We start from the raw sequence: 22,529 nt of genomic DNA on the forward strand, positions 1-22,529 counted from the left end.
TACCCTTCGTCAGCCTTCGACACCATCTGTACAGGTATGTCGCCCGCGTGGCGGAAGACTAGCGTCCGCGTACCCAGGAAACGCAGGCATGCCGCCGGTGCCGTGCCGACACGCCCGCCCGTACGCGCGTACGCAAGCGCGCCTGACGCAGCGGTGCGCCGCTCAGCCGTTCACACGTCCGCGACGGCCATCGCGTACAGGCCGGTCCAGACCAGCCCGATGACGGCCAGCGGGCGGTCCCGCAGGACGACGTCCTCCGGGGTGCCCGCGGTGCCCCGGTCGGCGAAGACCGCGTAGCGCAGGACGGCGAGGACGAACGGGACCATGGAGAGCTGGCGCCACGGCAGGGCGCCCGCGGCCGTGCCGCCGCTCTCCAGCGCCCACAGGCAGTACGCGAGGACGGCGCCGCCCGCCGCGAGCTGCCACACGAAGCGCAGGTAGCCGTCGCTGTACTCGCGCAGCAGGGGCCGGGTCGCGCCCCTGTCCGCCCGCTCCTCCCGCGCCGCCCGGACCGCTTCGGAGTAGCGCTTGGCGGCGACCATGAACAGCGCGCCGAAGCCCGCGGTGATCAGGAACCAGCGGGACAGCGGGATGCCGAGCGCGGGGCCGCCGGTCATGGCGCGCAGCAGGAAGCCGGTGGTGACCACGGCCAGGTCGATGACCAGGACGTTCTTGAGGCTGACGCAGTAGGCGAGCTGCATGAGGAGGTAGGCCGCGAGCAGGGCGGCGGTGGCGGGGTTGCACAGGACGGCGGCGGCTACGGGGGTGAGGACGGCGAGCAGGGCGCCGGCCGCGTAGGCGACGGGTACGGGCACCTCGCCCGCGGCGACCGGGCGGCGGCACTTGTCGGGGTGGGCGCGGTCGGCCGTGGCGTCGCGTGCGTCGTTGACGAGGTAGACGGCTGACGCGGCGGTGGTGAAGAGGAGGAAGAGGAGCGGGAGTTGCAGGAGGGTCCGGTGGAGGAAGAGGTCACCGGCAGCCGCCGGGGCGGCGGCCACCAGGACGTTCTTGACCCATTGGCGCGGGCGGGCGGTGCGTAGCAGGCCCAGGGGGAGGGCGAGCGCGCGGGGGCGGGGGCGGGGTCTGGGTTGCGCGGCGGTGGCCACTCCCGGGCCGGGCGGCGGTTCTTCCAGGAGGGCGGCGGAACGTTCGGTCACGATCGCCCCCGCAGGGTCGCGCCCGTCGGCCGCAGTACGCCCATCGACCGCAGTACGCCCATCGACCGCAGCGCGCCCAGGGCCACGGCGGTGGCGGTGGCGGTGGCGGAGGCGGCGTGCGCGTCGGCGAAGGAGTGCGGGCTCGCGGACCGTACGAGGCAGGCGTGGCCGGGCAGCAGGGGGCGCGGGCGGCGTACGACGCGCTTGAGGGCGACGCTCAGCAGGTGGGCGCCGCAGCTCAGGACCGTGCCGCAGCTCAGGACCGTGCCGCAGCTCAGGACCGTGCCGCAGCTCAGGACCGTGCCGCGGAGCCAGGCGGGGCGCCGGGACCGGTCGGCCGCGGCGCCCGCCAGCCCGGCGGCGAGCCAGAGCGCTCCGTGCTCGCCGCCGCGCGAGAGGGCGCGGGCCACGGCGGCCACCCGGGGGTCGGTTCCCCGGGTGCGCAGCGCCACGAGCAGGCGGTGATCCATCTCTTCGGGGGACAGCGGGGTCACCTCGATCCGGTTCGTGCCGGCTCCCGGGCGGACCGCCCGCTTCGTGCGGTCCGCCCGGCGCCTGTCCCTCAAGCCCTTGGGGGCTCCGCGTCCGACTCTTCCGGCAGGCCGCGCGCCGTGCCGTCGCGATTAGCCCATCCACCTCGTTAATCACTCTTTTCGTGCGGCCGGGGCGGATGACGGAATCGGGGCGGGTGCCGCATTACGGTCGCTGGCATGTCGTCGCCCGCCGGCCCGGCCGGCTCCCGCACCACCACCGCCGCCACCTCCGCCACCGCCCCTGCCGCCCTCGCCTCCGTCACCGGCTGGGGCCGTACCGCCCCCACCACCGCACGGCTGGTCCGCCCGTGCTCGTACGACGAGGCCGCGGCTGCGGTGCGGGCGTGCGGGGCGCGCGGCGGCATCGCCCGGGGGCTCGGGCGCGCGTACGGGGACGCGGCGCAGAACGCGGGCGGCGCCGTCTGGGACATGACCGGGCTGGACCGGATCCGGTCCGTCGACACCGAGGCGGGCACGGTGGTGTGCGACGCGGGGGTGAGCCTGCACCGGCTGATGGAGGTGCTGCTGCCGCGGGGCTGGTTCGTGCCGGTGACGCCCGGCACCCGGTACGTGACGGTCGGCGGCGCCATCGGCGCGGACATCCACGGCAAGAACCACCACGTCGCGGGCTCCTTCACCCACCACGTACGGTCCTTCGAACTCCTCACCGCGGACGGCGCGGTACGCACCGTACGGCCGGGCACCGCCCTCTTCGACGCGACCGCCGGCGGCATGGGCCTGACCGGGGTGATCCTCGCCGCGACGATCGCCCTGCTGCCCGTACGGACGTCGCTGATGACGGTGGACACCGAACGCGCGGCGGACCTGGACGACCTGCTGGCGCGGCTGTCCGCCACCGACCACCGCTACCGCTACTCCGTCGCCTGGATCGACCTCCTCGCGCGCGGCGCGGCGACCGGCCGCGCGGTGCTGACCCGCGGCGATCACGCCCCGCTGGACGCCCTGCCGGCGCGGGCCCGCCGCGCGCCGCTCGCCTTCCGCCCCGGGCGGCTGCCGCCCGCGCCGCGCGGCCTGCCGGCCGGGCTGCTGGGGCGGCGGTCCGTCGGCCTGTTCAACGCGTTCTGGTACGCGAAGGCGCCCCGGCGCCGGACCGGTGAGCTGCGGAAGCTCTCCGCGTTCTGCCATCCGCTGGACGGGGTGCCGCACTGGAACCGCGTGTACGGGCGCGGCGGCTTCGTGCAGTACCAGTTCGTGGTCGGGCTCGGGGCGGAAGGGACGCTGCGGCGCATCGTGGAGCGGATCGCGGCGCGGGGGTGTCCGTCGTTCCTGGCGGTGCTCAAACGCTTCGGCGCGGGCGGTCCCGGGTGGCTGTCCTTCCCGTCCGAGGGCTGGACGCTGGCCCTGGACATCCCGGCCGGGCTGCCCGGTCTCGGCCCCTTCCTCGACGGGCTGGACGAGGCGGTGGCGGCGGCGGGCGGCCGGGTCTACCTGGCCAAGGACGCCCGGCTGCGGCCCGAGCTGGTCGACGTCATGTATCCCCGGGCCGACGCGTTCCGCGCGCTCCGCGCGCACACCGACCCGCGCGGCGTCTTCACCTCGGACCTCTCGCGGCGCCTGGCCCTGTGAAGCATCCCGCCCTCTCCCCCACCCCCAAGGACTCCCCATGAAGGACGCCTTCGGCTCCCCCCAGTCCCTCCTGGTCCTCGGCGGCACCTCCGAGATCGCCCTCGCCGCGGCCCGCCGCCTGGTCGCCCGCCGCGCCCGTACGGTCTGGCTGGCGGGCCGCCCGACCCCCGCGCTGGAGGAGGCGGCCGGGCGGCTGCGCTCGCTGGGCGCCGAGGTCCGTACGGTCGCGTTCGACGCGCTGGACACCGGCGGCCACGAGGAGGTTCTGGGCAAGGTCTTCGCCGAGGGCGACATCGACGTGGTGCTGCTGGCCTTCGGGGTGCTGGGCGATCAGGAGCGCGCGGAGGCCGAGCCGGCCGCGGCGGTCCAGGTCGCGCAGACGAACTACACCGGCGCCGTCTCGGCGGGCCTGGTGTGTGCCCGGTCGCTGCGCGTGCAGGGGCACGGTTCGCTGGTCGTGCTGTCCTCGGTGGCGGGCGAGCGGGCGCGGCGCTCGAACTTCGTCTACGGCTCCAGCAAGGCCGGGCTGGACGCGTTCGCGCAGGGGCTGGGGGACGCGCTGTACGGGACGGGGGTGCACGTGATGGTGGTACGGCCCGGTTTCGTACGGACCCGGATGACGGCCGGCCTGAAGCCCGCTCCCCTGGCCACGACGTCGGCGGCGGTCGCGGTGGCGATCGAGGCGGGGCTGCGGCGGCGGAGCGAGGTGGTGTGGGTGCCGGGGGCGCTGCGGCCGGTGGCGACCGTACTGCGGCATATGCCACGGGCACTGTTCCGGCGGCTGCCGGTGTAAGGCCGGATCGCGCCCCGGCCTACCGCGTAGGCGTAGGCGGCCGCGAAAGATCCGCCTGCCGCGGCACCCCGGAGGCGGGCGCCCCGAACGGGTACTCCCGCTCCAGTCGCCACACCCCGTCCGCCCCCTGCTCGTACAGGGCGAAGCCGCCGATCGTCCAGGCCGCCTCGAAGTCCTTCAGCGCCACGAACGCCCGGTCCATGGCCTCTTCGGAGATGCCGTGCGCGACAGTCACGTGCGGGTGATAGGGGAACTGCAGTTCGCGGGCGCAGGGGCCGGACGCGGCGCGTACCCGTTCCTGGAGCGCGGTGCACTCCGCCTCGCCCTCGGCCAGCTTGACGAACACCACCGGCGACAGCGGCCGGAAGCTGTCCGTGCCCTCCAGCCGGAGCCGGAAGGGGCCGAAGCCCGCGGCGACCTCGGCGAGGTGCTCCTCGACGGCGGGCAGGTCCTCCGTGCGGGCCTCGGTGGGCGGCAGGAGGGTGATGTGGGTGGGGATGCCGTGTGCGTGCGGGTCCCCGAAGCTTGCGCGCTGCTCCTGGAGGAAGCTGCCGTACGGCTCCGGGACCGCGATCGAAACGCCGAGCGTAACGGTCCCCACTGCGTTCTCCCTCCTGAAGCTGTCGTCGGCCCCGGATGCCAGTGTGCCGGGTGGGCCGTCCCCGCGGCGACCGTCCTTGGTCCCGCCGCACCCGGGCCCGAAGACCCTGTACGGCGACGGGCCGGGGCGCGTCGGGCCCCGGCCCGGCCGGTCAGTGCTTGGCGGGCAGGAACCCGATCCGCTCGTACGTCGAGGCCAGCGTCTCGGCGGCCACCGCGCGTGCCTTCTCGGCACCCTTGGCCAGGACCGAGTCCAGCGTCTCGGGGTCGTCGAGATATTCCTGCGTACGGTCCCGGAACGGTGTGACGAAGTCGACCATGATCTCCGCGAGGTCGGTCTTGAGGGCGCCGTACATCTTGCCCTCGTACTTCTTCTCCAGGTCGGCGACGGACTCGCCGGTGAGGGTGGAGTAGATCGTCAGCAGGTTGGAGACGCCCGGCTTCGCCTCGGCGTCGTAGCGGATCACCGTGTCGGTGTCGGTGACCGCGCTCTTGATCTTCTTGGCGGAGGTCTTGGGCTCGTCCAGCAGGTTGATGATGCCCTTGGCCGACGACGCCGACTTGCTCATCTTGACCGTCGGGTCCTGGAGGTCGTAGACCTTGCCGGTCTCCTTCAGGATGTACGGCGCCGGGACGGTGAAGGTGTCGCCGTAGCGGCCGTTGAACCGCTCGGCGAGGTCGCGGGTCAGCTCGATGTGCTGGCGCTGGTCCTCGCCCACCGGGACCTGGTGGGCCTGGTAGAGCAGGATGTCGGCGATCTGCAGGATCGGGTACGTGAACAGGCCGACGCTGGTGCGGTCGGCACCCTGCTTGGCCGACTTGTCCTTGAACTGCGTCATCCGGCTGGCCTCGCCGAAGCCGGTCAGGCAGTTCATGACCCAGGCGAGCTGGGCGTGCTCGGGGACGTGGCTCTGGATGAAGAGGGTGCAGCGCTCCGGGTCGAGACCGGCGGCCAGCAGCTGCGCGGCGGCCAGCCGGGTGTTCGCGCGAAGGGCCGTCGGGTCCTGCGGCACGGTGATCGCGTGCAGGTCCACCACCATGTAGAAGGCGTCGTGGGACTCCTGCAGGGCCACCCACTGGCGGACGGCGCCGAGGTAGTTGCCGAGGTGGAAGGAGCCCGCCGTGGGCTGAATCCCGGAGAGTACACGCGGACGATCGAGAGCCATGGTGGCATTCTCTCAGGTCCGCGGACAGGTCCGGCGCGCGGCCGGGCAGCGGCGGGGGCATCGGGGGCGACCGGGAGGGCGTACGGGTGGTGCCTGGGCGTGCGCACGGGGTGCCTGACCGGGGCCGTACAGCCGCCAGCCCCGTCGGCACCCTGTTCCCCGCCCCCCGGAACTGCGACCGTGGAGCCATGACCGAAGCCGATGCCCCTTCGTCCGGTACGGCCTCTTCGTCCGGTACGGCACCCGGATCAGCCCCGAACACTCCCCCGGCCTCCCCCTCCTCCCCTTCCCCCTCCTCCCCCTACCCCCTCGACCCCACCGGAGCCGGCCTGCGCGAGACCGCCCAGGAGCTGCAGGCCCGCGGCCCCGCCGTGCCGGTGGTGCTCCCCGGGGGCGTCCTCGGCCACGCCGTGACCCGCCACCACGCCCTGCGCGCCTTCCTCACCCACCCGGAAGTGGCCAAGGACGCCTGCCACTTCGCCGCGCTGCGCGAGGGCCGTATCCCGTCCGGCTGGCAGCTCACCACCTTCGCGACCGTGGACGGGATGACCACGGCCGACGGCGCGGACCACCGGCGGCTGCGGGAGCCGGTCGTCAAGGCGCTGTCGCCCCGGCGGGTGGCGGCGCTGCGGCCGCGGGTGGAGGGGATCACCGCCGAGCTGCTCGACGGCCTGCCCGCCCTGGCGGCACAGGGCGGCGGGACGGTCGACCTCCGACAGGGCTTCGCCTATCCGCTGCCCATGCGGGTGATCTCGGAACTCATCGGCGTGGACGAGGAGTTCCGGGACCGGCTGCACGAACTGTCGGGCCTGGTCGTGAACACCACCCTCGACCCGGAGACGGTACTGGCGGCCAACCGGGAGCTGGTCGCGGTCCTCGCCCAGGTCGTGGCGGCCCGCCGCGCGGCGCCGGGCGACGACCTGACCAGCGCGCTCATCGCGGCGTGCGACGCGGATGAGGCCCGGCTGAGCGAGCAGGAGCTGATCGGCACCCTGCTGCTGACCATCGCCGCCGGGCACCAGACCACCCTCGACCTGATCATCAACGCGGTACGGGCCCTGTGCGCCGACCGCGGGCAACTGGAGCTGGTCCGCTCCGGGCGGGCGGGCTGGGCGGACGCGGTCGAGGAGACGCTGCGCCACGACAGTCCGGTGGCCAATTTCCCGTTCCGCTATCCGACCCGGGACCTGGACATCGGCGGCACGCTCGTCCCCCGGGGGTCGCCGGTGCTCGCCTCGTACGGGGCGGCCGGGCTGGACCCGGAGGTGTACGGGCCGGACGCGGACCGCTTCGACGTGACGCGGCGGCCCGCCGCCCGGCACCTGGCCTTCGGGCACGGCGCGCACGTCTGTCCGGGCGCGCCGCTGGCCCGCCTGGAGGCCGGCATCGCACTGCGGGCGCTGTTCGACCGGTTCCCCGACCTGGCCCTGGCCGTGCCGGAGGCGGACCTGTCGCCGCTGCCCACCTTCGTGGGCAACAGCGTCACGGAGTTTCCGGTACGGCTGGGCCGGGACCTGGGGGCGGCCGACGGCCCCGAGCCCGGAGCCGGTCAGGAGGGATCGGCGACCAGCCCCGGCGCCGGATGAGCCGCCATCAGCTCGGCCACCTCGGCGCGGACCGTGCCGAGCGCGTCCTCGTCGCCCGCGCCCGCGGCCTCGACGCCCCGGGTGATCCAGTCGGCGACCTGCGGCATGTGCTCGGTGCCCAGGCCGCGCGAGGTCAGCGACGGGGTGCCGATGCGGATGCCGGACGGGTCGAACGGCTTGCGGGTGTCGAACGGGACGGTGTTGTAGTTGACGACGATCCCGGCCCGGTCCAGCGCCTTGGCGGCGATCTTGCCGGGCACCTCCTTGGGGGTGAGGTCCATCAGGATCAGGTGGTTGTCCGTACCGCCGGAGACCAGGTCGAAGCCGCGGGCCAGGAGCTGTTCGGCGAGGGCCTTGGCGTTGGCGACGACGGCGTGCGCGTAGTCACGGAAGGACGGCTGCGCGGCCTCGTGGAGGGCGACCGCGACGGCGGCGGTGGTGTGGTTGTGCGGGCCGCCCTGAAGACCCGGGAAGACCGCCTTGTCCAGGGGCTTCGCGTACTGCTCGCGGGACATCAGCATGGCGCCGCGCGGGCCGCGCAGCGTCTTGTGGGTGGTGGTGGAGATGACGTCGGCGTGCGGCACCGGTGAGGGGTGGGCGCCGCCCGCGACCAGTCCGGCGATGTGCGCGATGTCGGCGACCAGGACGGCGTCGACCTCACGGGCGATCTCGGCGAAGGCGGCGAAGTCGATGGTGCGCGGCACGGCCGTACCGCCGCAGAAGATCAGCTTCGGGCGCTCCTTGAGGGCCAGGTCGCGCACCTCGTCGAAGTCGATACGGGCGGTGTCGGCCCGTACGCCGTACTGCACGCCCCGGAACCACTTGCCGGTGGCCGAGACGCCCCAGCCGTGCGTGAGGTGGCCGCCCATCGGCAGCGCCATGCCCATCACGGTGTCGCCGGGCTCGGCGAAGGCGAGGTAGACGGCGAGGTTGGCGGGGGAGCCGGAGTACGGCTGGACGTTGGCGTGCTCGACACCGAAGACGGCCTTGGCGCGGTCGGCGGCCAGCCGCTCGACACGATCGATGTTCTGCTGGCCTTCGTAGTAGCGACGGCCGGCGTATCCCTCGCTGTACTTGTTCTGGAGGACGGTGCCGGTGGCTTCGAGGACCGCGGTGGACACGTAGTTCTCGGAGGGGATCAGGCGCAGCGTCTCGGTCTGGAGGCGTTCCTCGGCATCGACCAGTGCGGCCAGTTCGGGGTCGGCGGCGGCGAGGGCGGGGTGGGACAGGGGACGGCTCATGGGGTCCTCCGGGGCGATCGGTCTCGTACGGCTTTCCGGTCGTGCTCCCCGGGTGCCCAGGCAGGGCGGCACCTCGTGGCGGGCCGTCCTGCGACGGCCGCGCACCGTTCCCCCGAGGTCTGTTCCCCGTACGCCAGTCGCGGCGCGCGAGGCCAGTCTATCGGGGGGTGTCCGACGCAACCTTTCTTCGCATACCGTCCGCCCAACGGGATTTTTTCGCCCGGATTCGCCCGCATACCGAACGGAGTCAATGGTGACCCCCACGACGTCCACGGAACGCAGCATCGCCGCCGCCGAAGCCCACAGCGCGCACAACTACCACCCGCTTCCCGTCGTCGTGGCCTCCGCCGAGGGGGCCTGGATGACGGACGTCGAGGGCAAGCGCTACCTGGACATGCTCGCCGGGTACTCGGCGCTCAACTTCGGCCACGGCAACCGGCGGCTGATCGAGGCGGCCAAGGCGCAGCTGGACCGGGTGACCCTGACGTCGCGCGCCTTCCACCACGACCGGTTCGCCGAGTTCTGCACGCGCCTCGCGGAGTTCTGCGGCATGGAGATGGTGCTGCCGATGAACACCGGCGCGGAGGCCGTCGAGACGGCGGTCAAGACCGCCCGCAAGTGGGGGTACCGGGCCAAGGGCGTCCCGGACGGCCGGGCGAAGATCGTCGTGGCGGACAACAACTTCCACGGCCGGACGACCACGATCGTCTCCTTCTCCACCGACCCGGAGGCGCGGGCCGACTACGGCCCGTACACCCCGGGCTTCGAGATCGTCCCGTACGGCGATCTCCGGGCGCTGGCGGACGCGGTGGACGAGGACACCGTGGCGGTGCTGATCGAACCGATCCAGGGTGAGGCGGGCGTACTGATGCCGCCGCCCGGATACCTGCCGGGCGTACGGGAGTTGACCCGCGAGCGCGACGTGCTGTTCATCGCGGACGAGATCCAGTCCGGCCTGGGCCGCACCGGCGCGGACTTCGCCTGCCGGCACGAGGACGTGGTGCCGGACATGTACGTGCTCGGCAAGGCGCTGGGCGGCGGCATCGTGCCGGTGTCGGCGGTGGTCTCCTCGCGTGAGGTGCTGGGGCTGTTCCGGCCGGGCGAGCACGGTTCGACGTTCGGCGGCAACCCGCTCGCGTGCGCGGTGGCGCTGGAGGTCCTGGCGATGCTGCGGACGGGCGAGTACCAGCAGCGCGCCACGGAACTGGGCGAGCACCTGCACCACGAGCTGGGGCTGCTGGTGGGCGGCGGCGCGGTGGACGCGGTGCGCGGACGCGGGCTGTGGGCCGGGGTCGACATCGACCCGGCCCTGGGGACGGGCCGGGAGATCTCGGAGCGGCTGATGGAGCGCGGTGTGCTGGTCAAGGACACCCACGGCAGCACGATCCGGCTGGCGCCCCCGCTGATCATCACCAAGGAGGACCTGGACTGGGGGCTGGACCAGCTCCGGACCGTGCTGGCCGGGTGATCGCGGGGCCGCGCCCCTCTCAGGACGCAGGGCCTCGCCCCTCTCAGGACGCGGGGCCTCGCCCCTCTCAGGACGCAGGGCCGCGCCCCTCTCAGGACGCGGGGCCGCGCCTCTCTCAGGACGCGGGGCCGCGCCTCACAGGATCACGTGCGGCAGGAACCGGGCGTACTCGTCCGTGACCAGCCCCGCCGACTCCCGGATGCCGAGCCCCGCCGACTCGTCCTCGACGACCCACGCGCCGAGCACCACCCGGTTGCCGTCGAAGTCGGGCAGCGGGGCCAACTCCTGGTAGCAGCACGGCTCGTCGCGTACGACGGGGGCCGCGCCCGGCTCGTGGACGGTGACGCCGGCGCCCTCACGGCCGAGCAGCGGCTTGGCCACGTATCCGGGCGCGCCCGGTCCGTCCGCCAGTTCGCGCGGCCCGTCGAGGTAGGCGGGCAGCAGGTTCGGGTGGCCCGGGTACAGCTCCCAGAGGACGGCGAGGAGCGCCTTGTTGGAGAGGAGCATCTTCCAGGCGGGCTCGATCCACAGGGTGGTGCCGGTGCCGCCGCCGTTGTCGAGCGTGTCGAGGACGTGCGGCCCGAACTCGTCGGTGGCCAGCCACTCCCACGGGTAGAGCTTGAAGCAGGACCGGATGAAGCGCAGCCGCTGGTCGACGAAGCGGCCCGAGAGGCGGTCCCAGCCGATCTCCTCGACCGGTATCGCCACCGTCTCCAGCCCGGCCTGCTGGGCCGTCTCCTCCAGATAGGCGACGGTCATCAGATCCTCGCCCAGCTCGTCACCGGCGGAGTGCGCGAAGTGCACCGGCGCGCCCGGCGGCAGCAGCTCGGCTTGTCTGCGCCAGGCGTCCACCAGCCGTTCGTGCAGCGAATTCCACTGGTCGGCGCCGGGGAAACGTTCCTCCATCCAGAACCACTGCGGGCCCGCCGCCTCGACCAGCGAAGTCGGCGTGTCCGCGTTGTACTCCAGCATCTTGGCGGGCCCGGTGCCGTCGTAGCGCAGATCGAACCGCCCGTAGAGGGTGGGCAGTTCGGCCCGCCGGTGCCAGGACTCGGCGACCAGGTCCGCCAGCCGCCGGTCCTCGATGCCGAGGTCGGCGAAACGCCGGTGCTCGACGATGTGCGCGGCGGCGGCCAGGCACATGGCGTGCAGTTCCTCGACGGCCTCCTCCAGCGCCTCGACCTCGGGCAGCGAGAAGGAGTAGTACGCGCTCTCGTCCCAGTAGGGGCGCAGCGAGTCGTCCGGGTAGCGGGTCAGCGGGTAGATCAGGCCCTGCTCCTCGACGGTCTGCTGCCAGCCGGGGCGCGGCTGGATGGTGTGCCGCTTCATACGGGGATCACCCCGGACGCTCCGTTCCGTCGCACCGCCGTCACCCGCCGCTGGAGCCGGAGCAGCCGAAGCCGCCGCGGTTGACGGCGGTGCTGTGGCTGAACGTCCCGGAGTCGGCATACCGGCCGCTGACGTCGGAGCCGTAATACCACTGGCCGTCGACCTTCTGGCCGCGTCCGGCGGTGCCTCCGGGGGCGCCCTTGCCCTTGCCGGACGACGAGCCCGAACTGCCCGAGCCGCCCGTGCTGCCGGTGCCGCTCGACCCGCTGCCGCTCTTGCAGGACTTGGAGTCGATGACCCGGTAGCCCTTGACCGCGTCGTAGCTGTTCCGGTCGACGCAGCGCTTGTCCGGTTCCGAGCCGCAGGAGGTGAGCGCTGCCGCCAGCGCGCCCATGCTGCCCAGTACCACCGTGCTCGACCGCAGCCTCCGCCGGGCCTTCGTGTGCTCTGCCATCCCTTGCCTACCCCCGTACATCTGTGGCAACTGTTTTTGGCCAGCTCACCCTAAAGGCCAGGACCCGGCAGGACGCAACGGGCCCGGGACCGGCAGCGCGCCTACAGTCGATGTGTGCTGCTTGGGATGATCTGTGCGCTCGGTTCGGCGGTCTGCTTCGGTACGGCGTCGGTCCTTCAGGCAGTGGCGGCCCGCGCCACCGCCCCCGGGACCGGCTCGCGGTCGGGTGTGGACCCCAGACTTCTCCTGCGCGTCCTGGGCCAGTGGCGCTATCTGCTCGGCCTCGCCCTGGACGGCTGCGGCTTCCTCCTCGAACTGGTGGCGCTGCGCTCGCTGCCGATCTACGCGGTGGGCGCGGCCCTCGCCGCCAGTCTCGCGGTGACCGCCGTCGTCGCCGTACCGCTGCTGCGGGTACGGCTGAGCCGGGCGGAGTGGGCCGCCGTGCTGGTGGTCTGCGGCGGGCTGGCCCTGCTCGGGCTGGCCTCGGGCGCGGAGGGGAAGGGCACGGGCTCCACCGCGCTGCGCTTCGGGACGCTGGCCGTCGCGCTGGCGATCCTGGCCTGGGGCGTGCCGGCCGGGCGGTTGCCCGGACGGGCGCGGGCGGCGGCGCTGGGGCTGGGCGCCGGGTTGGGCTTCGGCGTCGTGGAGGTCGCCGTACGCCTGATCCCCGACCTGTCACCCGCGTCGCTGCTGTCCAACCCCGCCACGTACGCCCTGCTCGTCGGCGGCGGCGCGGCCTTCCTGCTGCTGACCTCGGCCCTCCAGCGCGGCTCGGTGACGGCGGCCACGGCGGGCATGGTCATCGGCGAGACGCTCGGGCCCGCCCTGGTCGGCGTGGTCTGGCTGGGCGACCGGACCCGGGCCGGACTGGCGCCCCTGGGCGTCGCGGGGTTCGCGCTGGCGGTGCTGGGCGCGCTCGCGCTGGCCCGCTTCGGGGAGGCGCCGGAGGAGGCGGGGACTACGGCGGCGGAGGGAGCGGCCGGGCCTGCCGACATGACGGCCGAGGCATCGGCCGGGAGCGGTCTACGGCGCGGGCGGCAGGACCCGTAACAGCGCCTCCAGCACCCCCGCGAAGGCATGGTCGGGCGGCCTGCCGTACGCCACGACCAACCCGTCCCGCGCCGCAGCACCACCCGCCCCTCCCTGTCCCCCCGGGTGCGCGAACGTACTCAGCCCCTCCAGCGCCAGCCCCTGCCACCGGGCCGCCTGGACGACGGACTGCTCGGTGCCGGGCGGCAGCTCCAGGACGACGTGCAGGCCCGCCGCGATGCCGCTGACCCGGATGTGCGGGGCCTGTTCGGCCAGCGCGGTGACGAGCTGGTCGCGGCGGCGCCGGTAGCGCAGCCGCATGCCGCGTACGTGCCGGTCGTACGCGCCGGAGGCCATGAACTCGGCGAGCGTGAGCTGTTCCAGCGCGCCGGTCTGCCACTCCCCTTGGCTCTTGAGGGCCAGCACCGGATCGACGAGGTGGTCGGGGAGCACCGTCCACGCCAGCCGCAGCGCGGGAGCGAGGCTCTTGCTCGCGGTGCCGAGGTAGGCGACACGGTCCGGGTCGAGTCCTTGCAAGGCGCCCACCGGCTGCCGGTCGTACCGGAACTCCCCGTCGTAATCGTCCTCCAGCACCAGCCCGCCGCCCGCGCGCGCCCAGTCGATGACGGCGGCGCGGCGGTCCGGATGCAGCGGTACACCGGTGGGGAACTGGTGCGCCGGAGTGAGCAGCGCCGCCTGTACGCCGGGCAGCTCCGCCAGCCGTCCGGTGTCCGCGCCGTGCGCGTCGACGGGCAGCGGGGCGGGGCGCAGGCCGGCGCGGGTCAGCACGTCGCGGTGGAAGGGGAGGCCGTACGCCTCGGTGCCGATCCCGCGCACGCCCGAGTCCCGCAGGACGCGGGCGAGCAGGCCGAGGCCCTGCATGAAGCCGGTGCAGACGAGGACGTGCTCGGGGTCGGTCCGTACGCCGCGGGCGCGGGACAGGTAGTCGGCGAGCACGGTACGCAGTTCCGGGCGGCCGAGAGGCGGGCTGTAGCCGAACGCGTCGTTGGGGGCGGCGGTGAGCGCGCGGCGGGCGGCGGCGAGCCAGGCGGCGCGGGGGAAGCCGGAGACGTCCGGGGTGCCGGGCCGCAGGTCGTGGCGCGGACGGTCGGGTACCGGGGTCCGGGCGGAGCGCCGGGCGGACGGGGCGGAGCGGGCCGGTTCGGCGCGCCGGGCGACGCGGGTGCCGGAGCCCTGCCGGGCGCTGAGCCAGCCTTCGGCGGCCAGCTCGGCGTACGCGTCGGCGACGGTGTTGCGGGCGATCCCGAGGTCGGCGGCGAGCGTACGGGAGGACGGCAGCCGGGTGCCGGGCGTCAGGCGGCCCGTACGGACGGCCTCGCGCAGGGACCGCATCAGGCAGGCGCGCAGCCCGCCGGGACCGGAGAGGTCCAGGTGCAGGTCGCGGCCGAAAGTGGCCCAGGAATTGTCCATATGAATGGACCATACCCGTGCGCCAATGACGGCATAGTGTCACTGTCATGACGACGACGGACGAGACACCGCAGAACCCCCGGCACGGGCACCACCAGCCGAGGATCTCCATCGCCCCCAACGCCCCCGAGGTCTACAAGGCGATGGTCGCCCTCGACGCGGCCGCCAAGAAGGGCCTGGACCCGGCGCTGGTCCACCTGGTGAAGATCCGCGCCTCGCAGATCAACCACTGCGCCTTCTGCATCGACATGCACATCAAGGAGGCCCGCAAGGAGGGCGAGACCGAGGAGCGCGTGTACCTCCTCAACGCCTGGGAGGAGGCCGGCGCCCACTACACCCCGAAGGAGCAGGCCGCCTTCGCCCTGACCGAGGCCATCACCGTGCTGACCGACGGCTTCGTGCCGGACGCCGTGTACGAGCGGGCCGCCGCCCACTTCGACGAGGCCGGACTGGCCCAGCTGACTGCCCTGATCACCACCATCAACGCGTGGAACCGCTTCGGCGTGACCACCCGTATGACCCCCGGACAGGCGTGATGACGACCACCACCGACACCACCACCGACACGACCACCGACTCCGCCCGCCTCAACTTCTACAAGCTCGCTCCGGGGGTCTACCAGCCCCTGCTGAACGCACACCTCGCCGCGAAGAAGGGCCTGGGCGACGACGTCCTGGCCGAGCTGGTCCTGATCCGCGCCTCGCAGATCAACCACTGCGCCTTCTGCCTCGACATGCACGTCAAGGACGCGCAGAAGGCCGGGGTCTCCGAGGAGCGCATCCACCTCCTCAACGCCTGGGAGGAGGCCGGCGCCCACTACTCCGCCAAGGAGCAGGCCGCCCTCGCCCTCACCGAGGCCGTCACCGTCCTGACCGAAGGATTCGTCCCGGACGCGGTCTACGAACGCGCCGCCGCCCACTTCGACGAGCGCGAACTCGCCCACCTGATCTCCCTGATCACCACCATCAACATGTGGAACCGCATCAACGTCGCGGTCCGCCAGCCCATCGGCGGCGGAGCGTGACCGCAGCCGCCTTACGCGCCCTGCACCACGGCCGGGCGGCGGACGACCCGCTCGTCCTGCCCGGCCCGTGGGACGCGGAGAGCGCGCGGATCTTCGCGGCGGCCGGCTTCCCGGCCCTGGCGACGCCGAGCGCGGGCATCGCGGCGTCGCTGGGGTACGCGGACGGGAGCACGCCGCCGGACGAGATGTTCGCGGCGGTGGCCCGGATCGTCCGGGCCGTGGACGTGCCGGTGACGGCGGATCTGGAGGCCGGGTACGGACTGCCCGCGCGGGAGCTGGTGGAACGTATCGCCGCGACCGGCGCGGTGGGCTGCAACATCGAGGACAGCGACCCGCGGACCGAGCAGCTCGCCGACGTGGACCGGCAGGCGGACCGGCTGGCGGAGATCCGGGTGGCGGCCGGTGACGAGCTGGTGATCAATGCCCGTACGGACGTGTTCCTGCGCGCCACGGGCGGGCCGGGCAGCGCGGGGGCGGTGCTGGCCGCCCAGGTCGGTGAGGCGGTACGGCGCGGGCTGCGCTACGCCGCCGCGGGCGCCGACTGCGTGTATCCGATCCTCGCGCCGCCGCAGGTGCTGCGGGAGCTCGCGGACCGGATCGGGCTGCCGGTCAACGCCCTTGTTCTGCCGGGCGGCCTGTCACCGCGCAAGCTGGGGACGGCGGGCGCGTCCCGCATCACCTTCGGAGGCAATCTGCACCGGAGGGCGATGGCGGAGGTGCGGGGCCTGGCGGAAGAACTCCGTTCGAGCTGAGGTGTGGTGCGGGGGCGGTGACGGCGCGCGCCACCACCCCCGCCCGGTCACTTCTCCTTCTTCTGCGTGGCGGCGATGATCTCGGCCAGGGCCGCCACGACATCGGCCTCGGACGCCTCCTTGGTGATGCCGAGGCCGTGCAGTACGCCCTCGCCGTCCTCCAGTTCCAGCAGGGCGAGCAGGATGTGCTCGGTGCCGACGTAGTTGTGGCCCAGGCGCAGGGCCTCGCGGAAGGTGAGTTCCAGCGCCTTCTTCGCCTGCGCGTCGAACGGGATCAGCGCGGGCATCTCCCCGGCCGCGGCCGGCAGCAACTCCGCCACCCGCTGCCGGACGCCTTCCAGCGTCACGCCCTGCGCCACGATCGCCCGCGCCGCGAGGCCCTCCGGCTCGGCCAGCAGGCCGAGCACCAGGTGCAACGGGCTGATCTCGGGGTTGCCCGCGGCGTGCGCCTCGTTCTGCGAGGTCACCACCACGTTCCGGGCACGTGCCGTGTACCGGCTGAACCCCTGGCCGGGGTCCAGGTCGGACGCCTCCCCGGGCGTCTTGGGCACGAACCGCTTCTGGGCGGCCTGCTTGGTGACGCCCATGCTCTTGCCGATGTCCGTCCAGGACGCGCCCGAGCGGCGGGCCTGGTCCACGAAGTGGCCGATCAGGTGGTCGGCGACCTCACCGAGGTGCTCGGCGGCGAGTACCGCGTCGGTCAGCTGGTCCAGCGCGTCGGGGTGGACCTTCTTGATGGCCTCGATCAGGTCGTCGAGGCGGATCGGATGGGTACTGCGGTTGGGCTCCGTCATGCGTCAACCGTAAGTTGACGCAACTCGACCGTCAACCCCTGGTTGACGATTCATCGCCGCCTACCTTTCCTGGAGCACCTGCTCTACTATTGCGCCGATGCGTACTGTCAATCCCGAAGAGCACGCCCGCAAACGGGCCCACATCCTCGACGCCGCGGCCGGCGAATTCGCCGCGTACGGCGTCGACGGCACCTCCACCGCGCGCATCTGCCGCGCCGCCGGGATCGGCTCCGGCACGCTCTTCCACTACTTCGCCACCAAGCGCGACATCTTCCACGCCCTGTTCGCCGACGACCTGCCGCGCAACGCCGAGGCGTGCGCCCGCGCGACCGCCCGGCAGCGGCCGGAGGACGGCATCCGCCTCCTCGTGGACCACCTGCTCACCGACCTCGCCGACCCGCTCGTGCCGGGACTCGCCGCCGCGGTCGTCTTCCAGGTCAACCGGGACGAGGAGTTCGCCCGGTTGATCACGGCCGACACCGCGCAAGTACGGGCCACCCTGGAGGCGTTGGCGGCCCGCCTCGCCGAGGAGGGGCGGGCGCTCCCGTTCCCGCCCGAACGGGTCGCCGCCTGGATCCAGGGGCTGCTGGACGCCGCGTATCTCTCCGCCGGGGAACCGGACTTCGACCCGGCGACGCACACGGCCGAACTGCGGCGCATGGTCGACTGGCTGACCGGCGGCGACACGTCCGGCACACCGTCCGGCGCCTGAAGACGACTCGCACCTCACCCCAGGGAGAACCGGCCCGATGACCTCCGACCACACCACGCCCCGGGTGCCACTGTCCAAGCCCCCGGCGCCGACCCCCGACCGGACCACCGTCGGCCCCACCACCGGCGAACGCGCCCTGCTCTGGGCAGGCTTCCCCGTACTGGGAGCGGTGACAGTGTGGCTGGTCAGCAGGGCGGCGGGCTGGGTGGCATCGCTCCCCTGGGCCCCGATGCAGGGGCCGTTCAAGCTGATCGCGTCCGCGCCCGAACCGCTGCTGTCGATCGGCGCCGCGGTCGTCGGCGTCCTCGCCGGCTCGGCCGTCGCGTTCTTCGCCGACCTTGAGTACGTGACCGCGGACATCGGGCCGGACCAGGCCACCCTGACCGTCGACCGGGTCACCCGTACGGTGCCGCGCGCGGCGACCTCCGCAGTCTTCCAGGACGGCAAGAACCTGGTGCTGCTCGGCCACGACTCCGCCGAACTCGCCCGGGTGCACGGCGACTTCGACGCAGGCCGGTTCGCGGCCGCCTTCGAGCTGCACGGCTACCCGTGGCATCCGGACGGCGATCCGTACGCCGCCGACTTCCGCCGCTGGGTCACGGCGCAGCCCGACCTGTCCAGCGATGCCCACGCCCTGCTCAAGGCCCGCGCCCACGCTCTGAAGAAGGACGAGAAGAAGGACGCCGCGCAGCTCAGGGAGGAACTGGCCAGGCTGGGCATCGTCGTACGGGACGACAAGAAGAAGGCGCAGCACTGGAGGCGCGTCCGGCCCGCCCAGGACACCCCTGCCGACGAATGAGCGCGACGAGTTCGACTGCATCCGTCACAGCGTGTAGCCGCTCTGCGCGTCGCACACCGACGCCCCTTGCGAGTGATTCCTGACACCGGTCATTTCCGTTATCCCGCAACGTCGCTGGTCAGGCGCATAGTTCGCGCCTGGCCGACTTCTTTCGGCTCGCCATGACATGTGCAGGGCATCGTGTAGGGTTTCGATCTCTGTCACCCAGGGTGTTGCTTTGGCCAGCGATTGGGCTCCTCCGTCGTGCGCCCCGGCACCCCGGTGGGCAGCGCGCAACTCCCGCACAGCGGTGTCCGCGTGGACCTGATCCGGTCGGCCGGATCGTGGCCGTGGCCGCCGCGGAAAGGTTTGCCCATGTCCCGGAAACGGGCCTTGAAGAGACGCGTCCTGCGGCCGGTCCCCCTCGTCGCGCTGGCGGGCGCCGGCGCCTGTCTGGCCGTCGTCGTCGTACCGTCCGCGTTCGGTACGACCACGCCGTCCGGCTCAGCCGCCTCGGCCGCGAAGAGCGGCACCTGCACCATCCGCACCACCGGCCAGCACTCCGAAGCTCCCCCGAGCTGTCTCGGCGTCACCGCCTCCCTCGACCACCTGCCCGCCGTCGGCGAACAGGCCACGCTCACCGTGGACGTGAAGGCGCAGGCGGACGTCAAGAACGCCGGCCTGGCCGTCCAGCTGCCGCCCTCGCTGCGAATAGCCGACAAGGACTCCGGCCTCACCACGCCCACAGCGGACGCTTTCGGCCAGCGCACCAGCCAGCAGCTCGCCCTCACCCCGGGCACCCGCTCCGTCGAGATCAAGGTCAAGGCCGTCGCCGCCGGGCCCGCGCAGATCCAGGCGGACATCAGCGACATCGACCGCCCCGACCCGCGCCGCGCCGGGCACGACTCGGTGGAACTCACTGTCGGCACCGCCAAGGGCTCCACCGACGAGGGCCTGTCGGTCGTCAAGGGGCGCGCGACCAAGGTCGACGGCCCCGGCCCCGGTCAGCGCAAGCCGCGCAAGGTCACCCCGAAAACCCCCGCCCCGGCCCGCGCCTCGGCCGCCGCCGCACCGGCCGCGCGCGCCCAGGTCTGCGTCGGCGGCACCTTCCGCAACCGCTTCCAGTCCGCCGAGGGCGGCAACTGGAACGCGAAGGCCAACCGGGACGAGCCGGTCAGCAACGCCAACGTCACCCTGTGGGGCAAGGCCACCGCCAACGGCGCCACGCAGCGGCTCGCCACGGGCATGACCGGCAACGGCAACGGCCAGTTCAACCTCTGCTACACGCCCAGCACCGCCGTCACCTCCGCGGCCTGGGTGGAGTTCCAGACGCAGGCCGGCGGCATGTGGTCGGTGGTCGACCGCAACGGCAGCCGCTACGCGACGACCTCGTACGCGCTGAACAACGTCTCGCGCAGCACCAGCCTGGGCAACGTGTACGCCAACCAGGGCCAGAGCCGCGCCTGGCACGTCCTGGACACGCTCAACAAGCTCTGGTGGAACCGCGGTTCCACCACCAACTGCTGGGCGTCCAGCCAGCAGAACGGCCGCTGCACCCCGATCACCGTGCAGTGGTACCCCGGCTCCACCGACGGTACGTACTGGATGTCGGGCGAGGACAAGATCCACCTCGCGGACGACGACCCGGACTCCGAGCACACCACGGTGCACGAGGCGGGCCACGCGCTGATGGGCAAGCTCTACCGGGGCTGGTGGCCGCAGGTCACCAACTGCTCGCCCCACTACGTGAGCCGCACCTCCTCCGCCAGTTGCGGCTGGACCGAGGGCTTCGCCGACGCGGTGGCGTTCCACACGTTCAACGACACCACGTACTACTGGGGCAACGGCGCCTCCCAGAACCTCGCCAACGACCGCTCCACCAGGGACATCGACCCGGGTGACGCGTGTGAGGCCCGGGTGGCCACCGCGCTGGTGGACCTGTGGTCCCAGGTCGACGGCGACTGGACGAAGAGCAACTCGATGATGGCCCGCGACCCGCAGTCCAGCTTCCGCGAGTACTTCACCACGGACCGGCCGGCGTACGGCCTGGACACCGGTAACACCGCGCGCAACATCATCTGGAAGCACACCATCTGGTACTGATGAGTACTGACGTGAGCTGACCCCCATGGGCCGGGCCGACCAGCAGTCGGCCCGGCCCATGGGTATGCGCCAGCGCACCCTCATTTCCACTGCCGCTGCCGCTGCTTCCCGGTAGGCGCGGTGAAGATGCTGACGGATTCTTCCGTGTGGCGGGTGAAGCGCTTGTGCCCGGTCTCCGCGCCGTGCGCGCGAATCCAGGTGTTCGACTGCATGGGGTTGTCCCAACAGGCGGAACGCTCACCACACGCTTCTTCGTCGACTTCGGTGACGCACTCGGCGAAGTGGGCGCGGATACCGGTGATCTGGATTTCGAGGCGGGTCGTTGCGGGGGGCGTGGTCATGGCCAACCCTTCCGGTCGGGGGAGGCTGAGGACAGGATCACTGTCGCTACTGGTGCGCAGAAACAGCACGCCGTCACTTCCACGCGAGCGCATGAGACGGGTGAGGTGCTCCCGGCTGGAGAGCTGGTCAGGTTCACTCTTTCGGGACAAGGTTCACTCCTTTCCGAAGAGGTTCAGCGTGTCCTACAGTCGAGACTCCATCAACGTGTCATTTGCGGCAGGAAAGTTGGCGGTGGCCCTTGAATCGCAAGGAGTTGAACCCGGACAGCAGTCCGCAGGCGGCCTTCGGGGCGCGTCTGCGCAGCTCACGCGAGAGCCATGGGTGGAAGCAGGAAGACCTGGCCGAGCATATGGGGTACTCCAGTACGCACATCTCGGCCGTCGAAACCGGCCGGAAGATTCCAACCTTGCGCTTTTCGCGTAGCGCTGACCGCGCCTTCGGTACTGAAGGGATAGCCGACACGTTCGAGCGGCAATGGCGCGAGATCAAGCACGGCGCACTGCTGGAGGGGTTTCCGGAGTTCGTGGGACACGAAGGCCGCGCAGCGGAGATCCGGCTGTACGAAGTCGGTGTCATGCCCGGACTTCTTCAAACGTCGGATTACGCATCCGCCCTCGCCGACAGCGCTGTTAGACGGGGCGCGATCACGGCAGAGCAGGCAAGCGAGCGGGTTTCACTAGTCTCCGAGCGACAAGCCGTGTTGCGCCGGACGCCCCCGCCTTTGGTTTTGGCGGTACTGGACGAAGGCTGTGTACGCCGTCCCGTTGGCGGGCCTGCGGTGATGGATGCCCAGTTGGCGCGATTGATCGACTTCGCCAGCCTTCCGAACACCGTCTTCCAGGTGGCTCCGTTCGCTATGGGGACGGACAGGCCGTTCAACCTACCGATCACGGTGATCACACTGGCGGACCGCTCTTTGATGTCGTACGCCGAGTCAGCCCAGCGAGGACACCTCGAACGAGAATGCGCCGCAGTGGTGCCCTTGCTGACGGCCTACCATCAGTTGCAGGCCGCAGCCCTCTCCCAGTCGGCTTCCGTGGCCATGATCGAACAGCTTAGAAGGGGCACACCGTGACCACTGAATCCTTCCACTGGTTCAAGTCTTCGTACAGCGACAACGGCGGCCAGTGCATAGAGGTCGCCACCAACCTCGTCGTCTCGCACGGCATCGTCCCCGTCCGCGACTCCAAGAACCCCAACGGCCCGCACCTGACACTCAGCGCGGACGCCTGGTCCGGACTGGTCGAGTTCGCCCGGCACACTGCCGTCTGACCTCAGCGCAGCGGCCCCGGCCCCGCAGCTCCCCGACGGAGCGGCGGGGCTTTCGCATGGTCACATGTTTCTCCCAAGCAGGGGGCGGGATAAGCCCGTTGACGTGCTACTCCCCGAGCAACAACGAGAGGTCACCTCATGACCGCCGAGCCCCCCCACTGGTTCAAGTCCTCGCACAGCAGCAACGGCGGCCAGTGCATGGAGGTCGCCGTCAACCTCGTCACCTCACGTGGCGTGGTCCTCGTCCGCGACTCCAAGAACCCCAACGGCCCGTCCTTGACCCTGCCCCCCGGCGCCTGGGCCGAACTCGTCGCGTTCGCCCGGCACGCCACCGACTGACCTGGGCCCACAGCCCACCGGCCACCGGCCACCGGCCAC

The 22,529-nt window shown here is 72.3% G+C and carries 24 protein-coding genes; 14 read left to right on the forward strand and 10 right to left on the reverse strand.

Translation table 11 applies throughout. The features are described from left to right. Positions 1–170: 170 nt before the first annotated feature. Complete coding sequence (locus OEIGOIKO_RS15910; protein WP_174857166.1) at positions 171–1,157, reverse strand: decaprenyl-phosphate phosphoribosyltransferase; 987 nt, start codon at positions 1,155–1,157, stop codon at positions 171–173. Beyond that, positions 1,154–1,627 carry a phosphatase PAP2 family protein gene (locus tag OEIGOIKO_RS15915; protein ID WP_246178019.1) on the reverse strand — a complete coding sequence of 158 codons (474 nt, stop codon included), beginning with the start codon at positions 1,625–1,627 and terminating at the stop codon, positions 1,154–1,156. The genes OEIGOIKO_RS15910 and OEIGOIKO_RS15915 overlap by 4 nt, the downstream gene beginning before the upstream one ends. A 240-nt stretch (positions 1,628–1,867) precedes the next feature. On the opposite strand from OEIGOIKO_RS15915, the gene OEIGOIKO_RS15920 reads away from it, so the two are divergent. Beyond that, positions 1,868–3,277 (forward strand): FAD-binding oxidoreductase, encoded by a 1,410-nt coding sequence (locus OEIGOIKO_RS15920; RefSeq protein WP_125054618.1) that lies wholly within the window; start codon positions 1,868–1,870, stop codon positions 3,275–3,277. 37 nt (positions 3,278–3,314) lie between these two features. Continuing rightward, entirely contained in the window at positions 3,315–4,070 is a 756-nt protein-coding gene (locus OEIGOIKO_RS15925) for a decaprenylphospho-beta-D-erythro-pentofuranosid-2-ulose 2-reductase (protein WP_125054619.1), read from the forward strand. A gap of 19 nt (positions 4,071–4,089) precedes the next feature. On the opposite strand, the gene OEIGOIKO_RS15930 is transcribed toward OEIGOIKO_RS15925, so the two are convergent. Continuing rightward, positions 4,090–4,671, reverse strand: coding sequence for a 2'-5' RNA ligase family protein (locus tag OEIGOIKO_RS15930; protein WP_125054620.1), 582 nt, complete (start codon positions 4,669–4,671; stop codon positions 4,090–4,092). Between the two features lie 151 nt (positions 4,672–4,822). Beyond that, positions 4,823–5,836: a tryptophan--tRNA ligase gene (gene trpS / locus OEIGOIKO_RS15935; RefSeq protein WP_125054621.1), complete on the reverse strand. Its 1,014-nt coding sequence runs from the start codon at positions 5,834–5,836 to the stop codon at positions 4,823–4,825. A gap of 188 nt (positions 5,837–6,024) precedes the next feature. Between trpS and OEIGOIKO_RS15940 the strand changes: the two genes are divergently transcribed. Beyond that, entirely contained in the window at positions 6,025–7,422 is a 1,398-nt protein-coding gene (locus OEIGOIKO_RS15940; protein WP_125054622.1) for a cytochrome P450 family protein, read from the forward strand. On the opposite strand, the gene OEIGOIKO_RS15945 is transcribed toward OEIGOIKO_RS15940, so the two are convergent. Continuing rightward, positions 7,386–8,663, reverse strand: a complete 1,278-nt coding sequence (locus OEIGOIKO_RS15945; protein ID WP_125054623.1) for a serine hydroxymethyltransferase — start codon at positions 8,661–8,663, stop codon at positions 7,386–7,388. The two genes, OEIGOIKO_RS15940 and OEIGOIKO_RS15945, sit on opposite strands and share 37 nt — an antisense overlap. A 250-nt stretch (positions 8,664–8,913) precedes the next feature. Between OEIGOIKO_RS15945 and rocD the strand changes: the two genes are divergently transcribed. After that, positions 8,914–10,131, forward strand: a complete 1,218-nt coding sequence (gene rocD, locus OEIGOIKO_RS15950) for an ornithine--oxo-acid transaminase (RefSeq protein ID WP_125054624.1) — start codon at positions 8,914–8,916, stop codon at positions 10,129–10,131. Positions 10,132–10,266: 135 nt separating this feature from the next. On the opposite strand, the gene OEIGOIKO_RS15955 is transcribed toward rocD, so the two are convergent. Continuing rightward, entirely contained in the window at positions 10,267–11,460 is a 1,194-nt protein-coding gene (locus OEIGOIKO_RS15955; protein WP_125054625.1) for a glutathionylspermidine synthase family protein, read from the reverse strand. Positions 11,461–11,500: 40 nt separating this feature from the next. Next, positions 11,501–11,914 carry a hypothetical protein gene (locus tag OEIGOIKO_RS15960; RefSeq protein WP_125054626.1) on the reverse strand — a complete coding sequence of 138 codons (414 nt, stop codon included), beginning with the start codon at positions 11,912–11,914 and terminating at the stop codon, positions 11,501–11,503. Between the two features lie 126 nt (positions 11,915–12,040). Here OEIGOIKO_RS15960 and OEIGOIKO_RS15965 point away from each other — a divergent pair, with 126 nt between their 5' ends. Next, positions 12,041–12,964, forward strand: coding sequence for a hypothetical protein (locus OEIGOIKO_RS15965; RefSeq protein WP_125058715.1), 924 nt, complete (start codon positions 12,041–12,043; stop codon positions 12,962–12,964). Here OEIGOIKO_RS15965 and pdxR read toward each other — a convergent pair. Continuing rightward, on the reverse strand, positions 12,938–14,374 hold the full coding sequence (gene pdxR / locus OEIGOIKO_RS15970; RefSeq protein ID WP_125054627.1) for a MocR-like pyridoxine biosynthesis transcription factor PdxR: 1,437 nt from the start codon (positions 14,372–14,374) through the stop codon (positions 12,938–12,940). The two genes, OEIGOIKO_RS15965 and pdxR, sit on opposite strands and share 27 nt — an antisense overlap. A 47-nt stretch (positions 14,375–14,421) precedes the next feature. On the opposite strand from pdxR, the gene OEIGOIKO_RS15975 reads away from it, so the two are divergent. From OEIGOIKO_RS15975 to OEIGOIKO_RS15985, 3 genes are read left to right on the forward strand one after another with little or no spacing between them, the layout of a single operon-like run. After that, positions 14,422–14,910, forward strand: a complete 489-nt coding sequence (locus OEIGOIKO_RS15975) for a carboxymuconolactone decarboxylase family protein (protein WP_125054628.1) — start codon at positions 14,422–14,424, stop codon at positions 14,908–14,910. Then, on the forward strand, positions 14,910–15,398 hold the full coding sequence (locus tag OEIGOIKO_RS15980) for a carboxymuconolactone decarboxylase family protein (protein WP_125054629.1): 489 nt from the start codon (positions 14,910–14,912) through the stop codon (positions 15,396–15,398). The genes OEIGOIKO_RS15975 and OEIGOIKO_RS15980 overlap by 1 nt, the downstream gene beginning before the upstream one ends. Continuing rightward, a complete protein-coding gene (locus OEIGOIKO_RS15985; protein ID WP_125054630.1) occupies positions 15,395–16,150 on the forward strand; it encodes an isocitrate lyase/PEP mutase family protein in 756 nt (251 codons plus the stop codon). The genes OEIGOIKO_RS15980 and OEIGOIKO_RS15985 overlap by 4 nt, the downstream gene beginning before the upstream one ends. A gap of 47 nt (positions 16,151–16,197) precedes the next feature. On the opposite strand, the gene OEIGOIKO_RS15990 is transcribed toward OEIGOIKO_RS15985, so the two are convergent. Next, positions 16,198–16,944: a Clp protease N-terminal domain-containing protein gene (locus OEIGOIKO_RS15990; RefSeq protein WP_125054631.1), complete on the reverse strand. Its 747-nt coding sequence runs from the start codon at positions 16,942–16,944 to the stop codon at positions 16,198–16,200. 97 nt (positions 16,945–17,041) lie between these two features. Between OEIGOIKO_RS15990 and OEIGOIKO_RS15995 the strand changes: the two genes are divergently transcribed. From OEIGOIKO_RS15995 to OEIGOIKO_RS16005, 3 genes are all read left to right on the forward strand, one after another. After that, positions 17,042–17,656, forward strand: coding sequence for a TetR/AcrR family transcriptional regulator (locus OEIGOIKO_RS15995; RefSeq protein WP_125054632.1), 615 nt, complete (start codon positions 17,042–17,044; stop codon positions 17,654–17,656). 37 nt (positions 17,657–17,693) lie between these two features. Continuing rightward, positions 17,694–18,455: a YqeB family protein gene (locus tag OEIGOIKO_RS16000; protein ID WP_218039994.1), complete on the forward strand. Its 762-nt coding sequence runs from the start codon at positions 17,694–17,696 to the stop codon at positions 18,453–18,455. Between the two features lie 372 nt (positions 18,456–18,827). Beyond that, complete coding sequence (locus tag OEIGOIKO_RS16005) at positions 18,828–20,537, forward strand: mycolysin (protein WP_246177361.1); 1,710 nt, start codon at positions 18,828–18,830, stop codon at positions 20,535–20,537. 80 nt (positions 20,538–20,617) lie between these two features. Here the strand turns inward: OEIGOIKO_RS16005 and OEIGOIKO_RS16010 are convergent, their stop codons facing one another. Then, entirely contained in the window at positions 20,618–20,878 is a 261-nt protein-coding gene (locus OEIGOIKO_RS16010; protein WP_125054634.1) for a hypothetical protein, read from the reverse strand. Between the two features lie 239 nt (positions 20,879–21,117). Between OEIGOIKO_RS16010 and OEIGOIKO_RS16015 the strand changes: the two genes are divergently transcribed. The 3 genes from OEIGOIKO_RS16015 to OEIGOIKO_RS16025 all read left to right on the forward strand — a co-directional run bounded on the left by OEIGOIKO_RS16015 (position 21,118) and on the right by OEIGOIKO_RS16025 (position 22,490). Then, positions 21,118–21,954 carry a helix-turn-helix domain-containing protein gene (locus OEIGOIKO_RS16015; protein ID WP_125054635.1) on the forward strand — a complete coding sequence of 279 codons (837 nt, stop codon included), beginning with the start codon at positions 21,118–21,120 and terminating at the stop codon, positions 21,952–21,954. Beyond that, positions 21,951–22,151: a DUF397 domain-containing protein gene (locus OEIGOIKO_RS16020; RefSeq protein ID WP_125054636.1), complete on the forward strand. Its 201-nt coding sequence runs from the start codon at positions 21,951–21,953 to the stop codon at positions 22,149–22,151. Before OEIGOIKO_RS16015 ends, OEIGOIKO_RS16020 begins: the two co-directional genes overlap by 4 nt. Positions 22,152–22,289: 138 nt before the next feature. Beyond that, the gene (locus tag OEIGOIKO_RS16025; protein ID WP_125054637.1) at positions 22,290–22,490 is read left to right on the forward strand and encodes a DUF397 domain-containing protein; all 201 of its coding nucleotides are present in this window, start codon (positions 22,290–22,292) and stop codon (positions 22,488–22,490) included. Positions 22,491–22,529: the final 39 nt, after the last annotated feature.

Source organism: Streptomyces paromomycinus (assembly GCF_003865155.1).
GTDB classification, from domain to species: Bacteria; Actinomycetota; Actinomycetes; order Streptomycetales; family Streptomycetaceae; genus Streptomyces; species Streptomyces chrestomyceticus.

Excerpts from the sequence above, each read along its gene's own strand:
- OEIGOIKO_RS15915 (WP_246178019.1), bottom strand. The coding sequence starts at position 1,627 with ATGGATCACCGCCTGCTCGTGGCGCTGCGCACCCGGGGAACCGACCCC.
- OEIGOIKO_RS15920 (WP_125054618.1), top strand. The coding sequence starts at position 1,868 with ATGTCGTCGCCCGCCGGCCCGGCCGGCTCCCGCACCACCACCGCCGCC.
- OEIGOIKO_RS15925 (WP_125054619.1), top strand. The coding sequence starts at position 3,315 with ATGAAGGACGCCTTCGGCTCCCCCCAGTCCCTCCTGGTCCTCGGCGGC.
- trpS (WP_125054621.1), bottom strand. The coding sequence starts at position 5,836 with ATGGCTCTCGATCGTCCGCGTGTACTCTCCGGGATTCAGCCCACGGCG.
- OEIGOIKO_RS15940 (WP_125054622.1), top strand. The coding sequence starts at position 6,025 with ATGACCGAAGCCGATGCCCCTTCGTCCGGTACGGCCTCTTCGTCCGGT.
- OEIGOIKO_RS15945 (WP_125054623.1), bottom strand. The coding sequence starts at position 8,663 with ATGAGCCGTCCCCTGTCCCACCCCGCCCTCGCCGCCGCCGACCCCGAA.
- rocD (WP_125054624.1), top strand. The coding sequence starts at position 8,914 with ATGGTGACCCCCACGACGTCCACGGAACGCAGCATCGCCGCCGCCGAA.
- OEIGOIKO_RS15955 (WP_125054625.1), bottom strand. The coding sequence starts at position 11,460 with ATGAAGCGGCACACCATCCAGCCGCGCCCCGGCTGGCAGCAGACCGTC.
- OEIGOIKO_RS15960 (WP_125054626.1), bottom strand. The coding sequence starts at position 11,914 with ATGGCAGAGCACACGAAGGCCCGGCGGAGGCTGCGGTCGAGCACGGTG.
- OEIGOIKO_RS15965 (WP_125058715.1), top strand. The coding sequence starts at position 12,041 with ATGATCTGTGCGCTCGGTTCGGCGGTCTGCTTCGGTACGGCGTCGGTC.
- pdxR (WP_125054627.1), bottom strand. The coding sequence starts at position 14,374 with ATGGACAATTCCTGGGCCACTTTCGGCCGCGACCTGCACCTGGACCTC.
- OEIGOIKO_RS15975 (WP_125054628.1), top strand. The coding sequence starts at position 14,422 with ATGACGACGACGGACGAGACACCGCAGAACCCCCGGCACGGGCACCAC.
- OEIGOIKO_RS15980 (WP_125054629.1), top strand. The coding sequence starts at position 14,910 with ATGACGACCACCACCGACACCACCACCGACACGACCACCGACTCCGCC.
- OEIGOIKO_RS15990 (WP_125054631.1), bottom strand. The coding sequence starts at position 16,944 with ATGACGGAGCCCAACCGCAGTACCCATCCGATCCGCCTCGACGACCTG.
- OEIGOIKO_RS15995 (WP_125054632.1), top strand. The coding sequence starts at position 17,042 with ATGCGTACTGTCAATCCCGAAGAGCACGCCCGCAAACGGGCCCACATC.
- OEIGOIKO_RS16000 (WP_218039994.1), top strand. The coding sequence starts at position 17,694 with ATGACCTCCGACCACACCACGCCCCGGGTGCCACTGTCCAAGCCCCCG.
- OEIGOIKO_RS16010 (WP_125054634.1), bottom strand. The coding sequence starts at position 20,878 with ATGACCACGCCCCCCGCAACGACCCGCCTCGAAATCCAGATCACCGGT.
- OEIGOIKO_RS16025 (WP_125054637.1), top strand. The coding sequence starts at position 22,290 with ATGACCGCCGAGCCCCCCCACTGGTTCAAGTCCTCGCACAGCAGCAAC.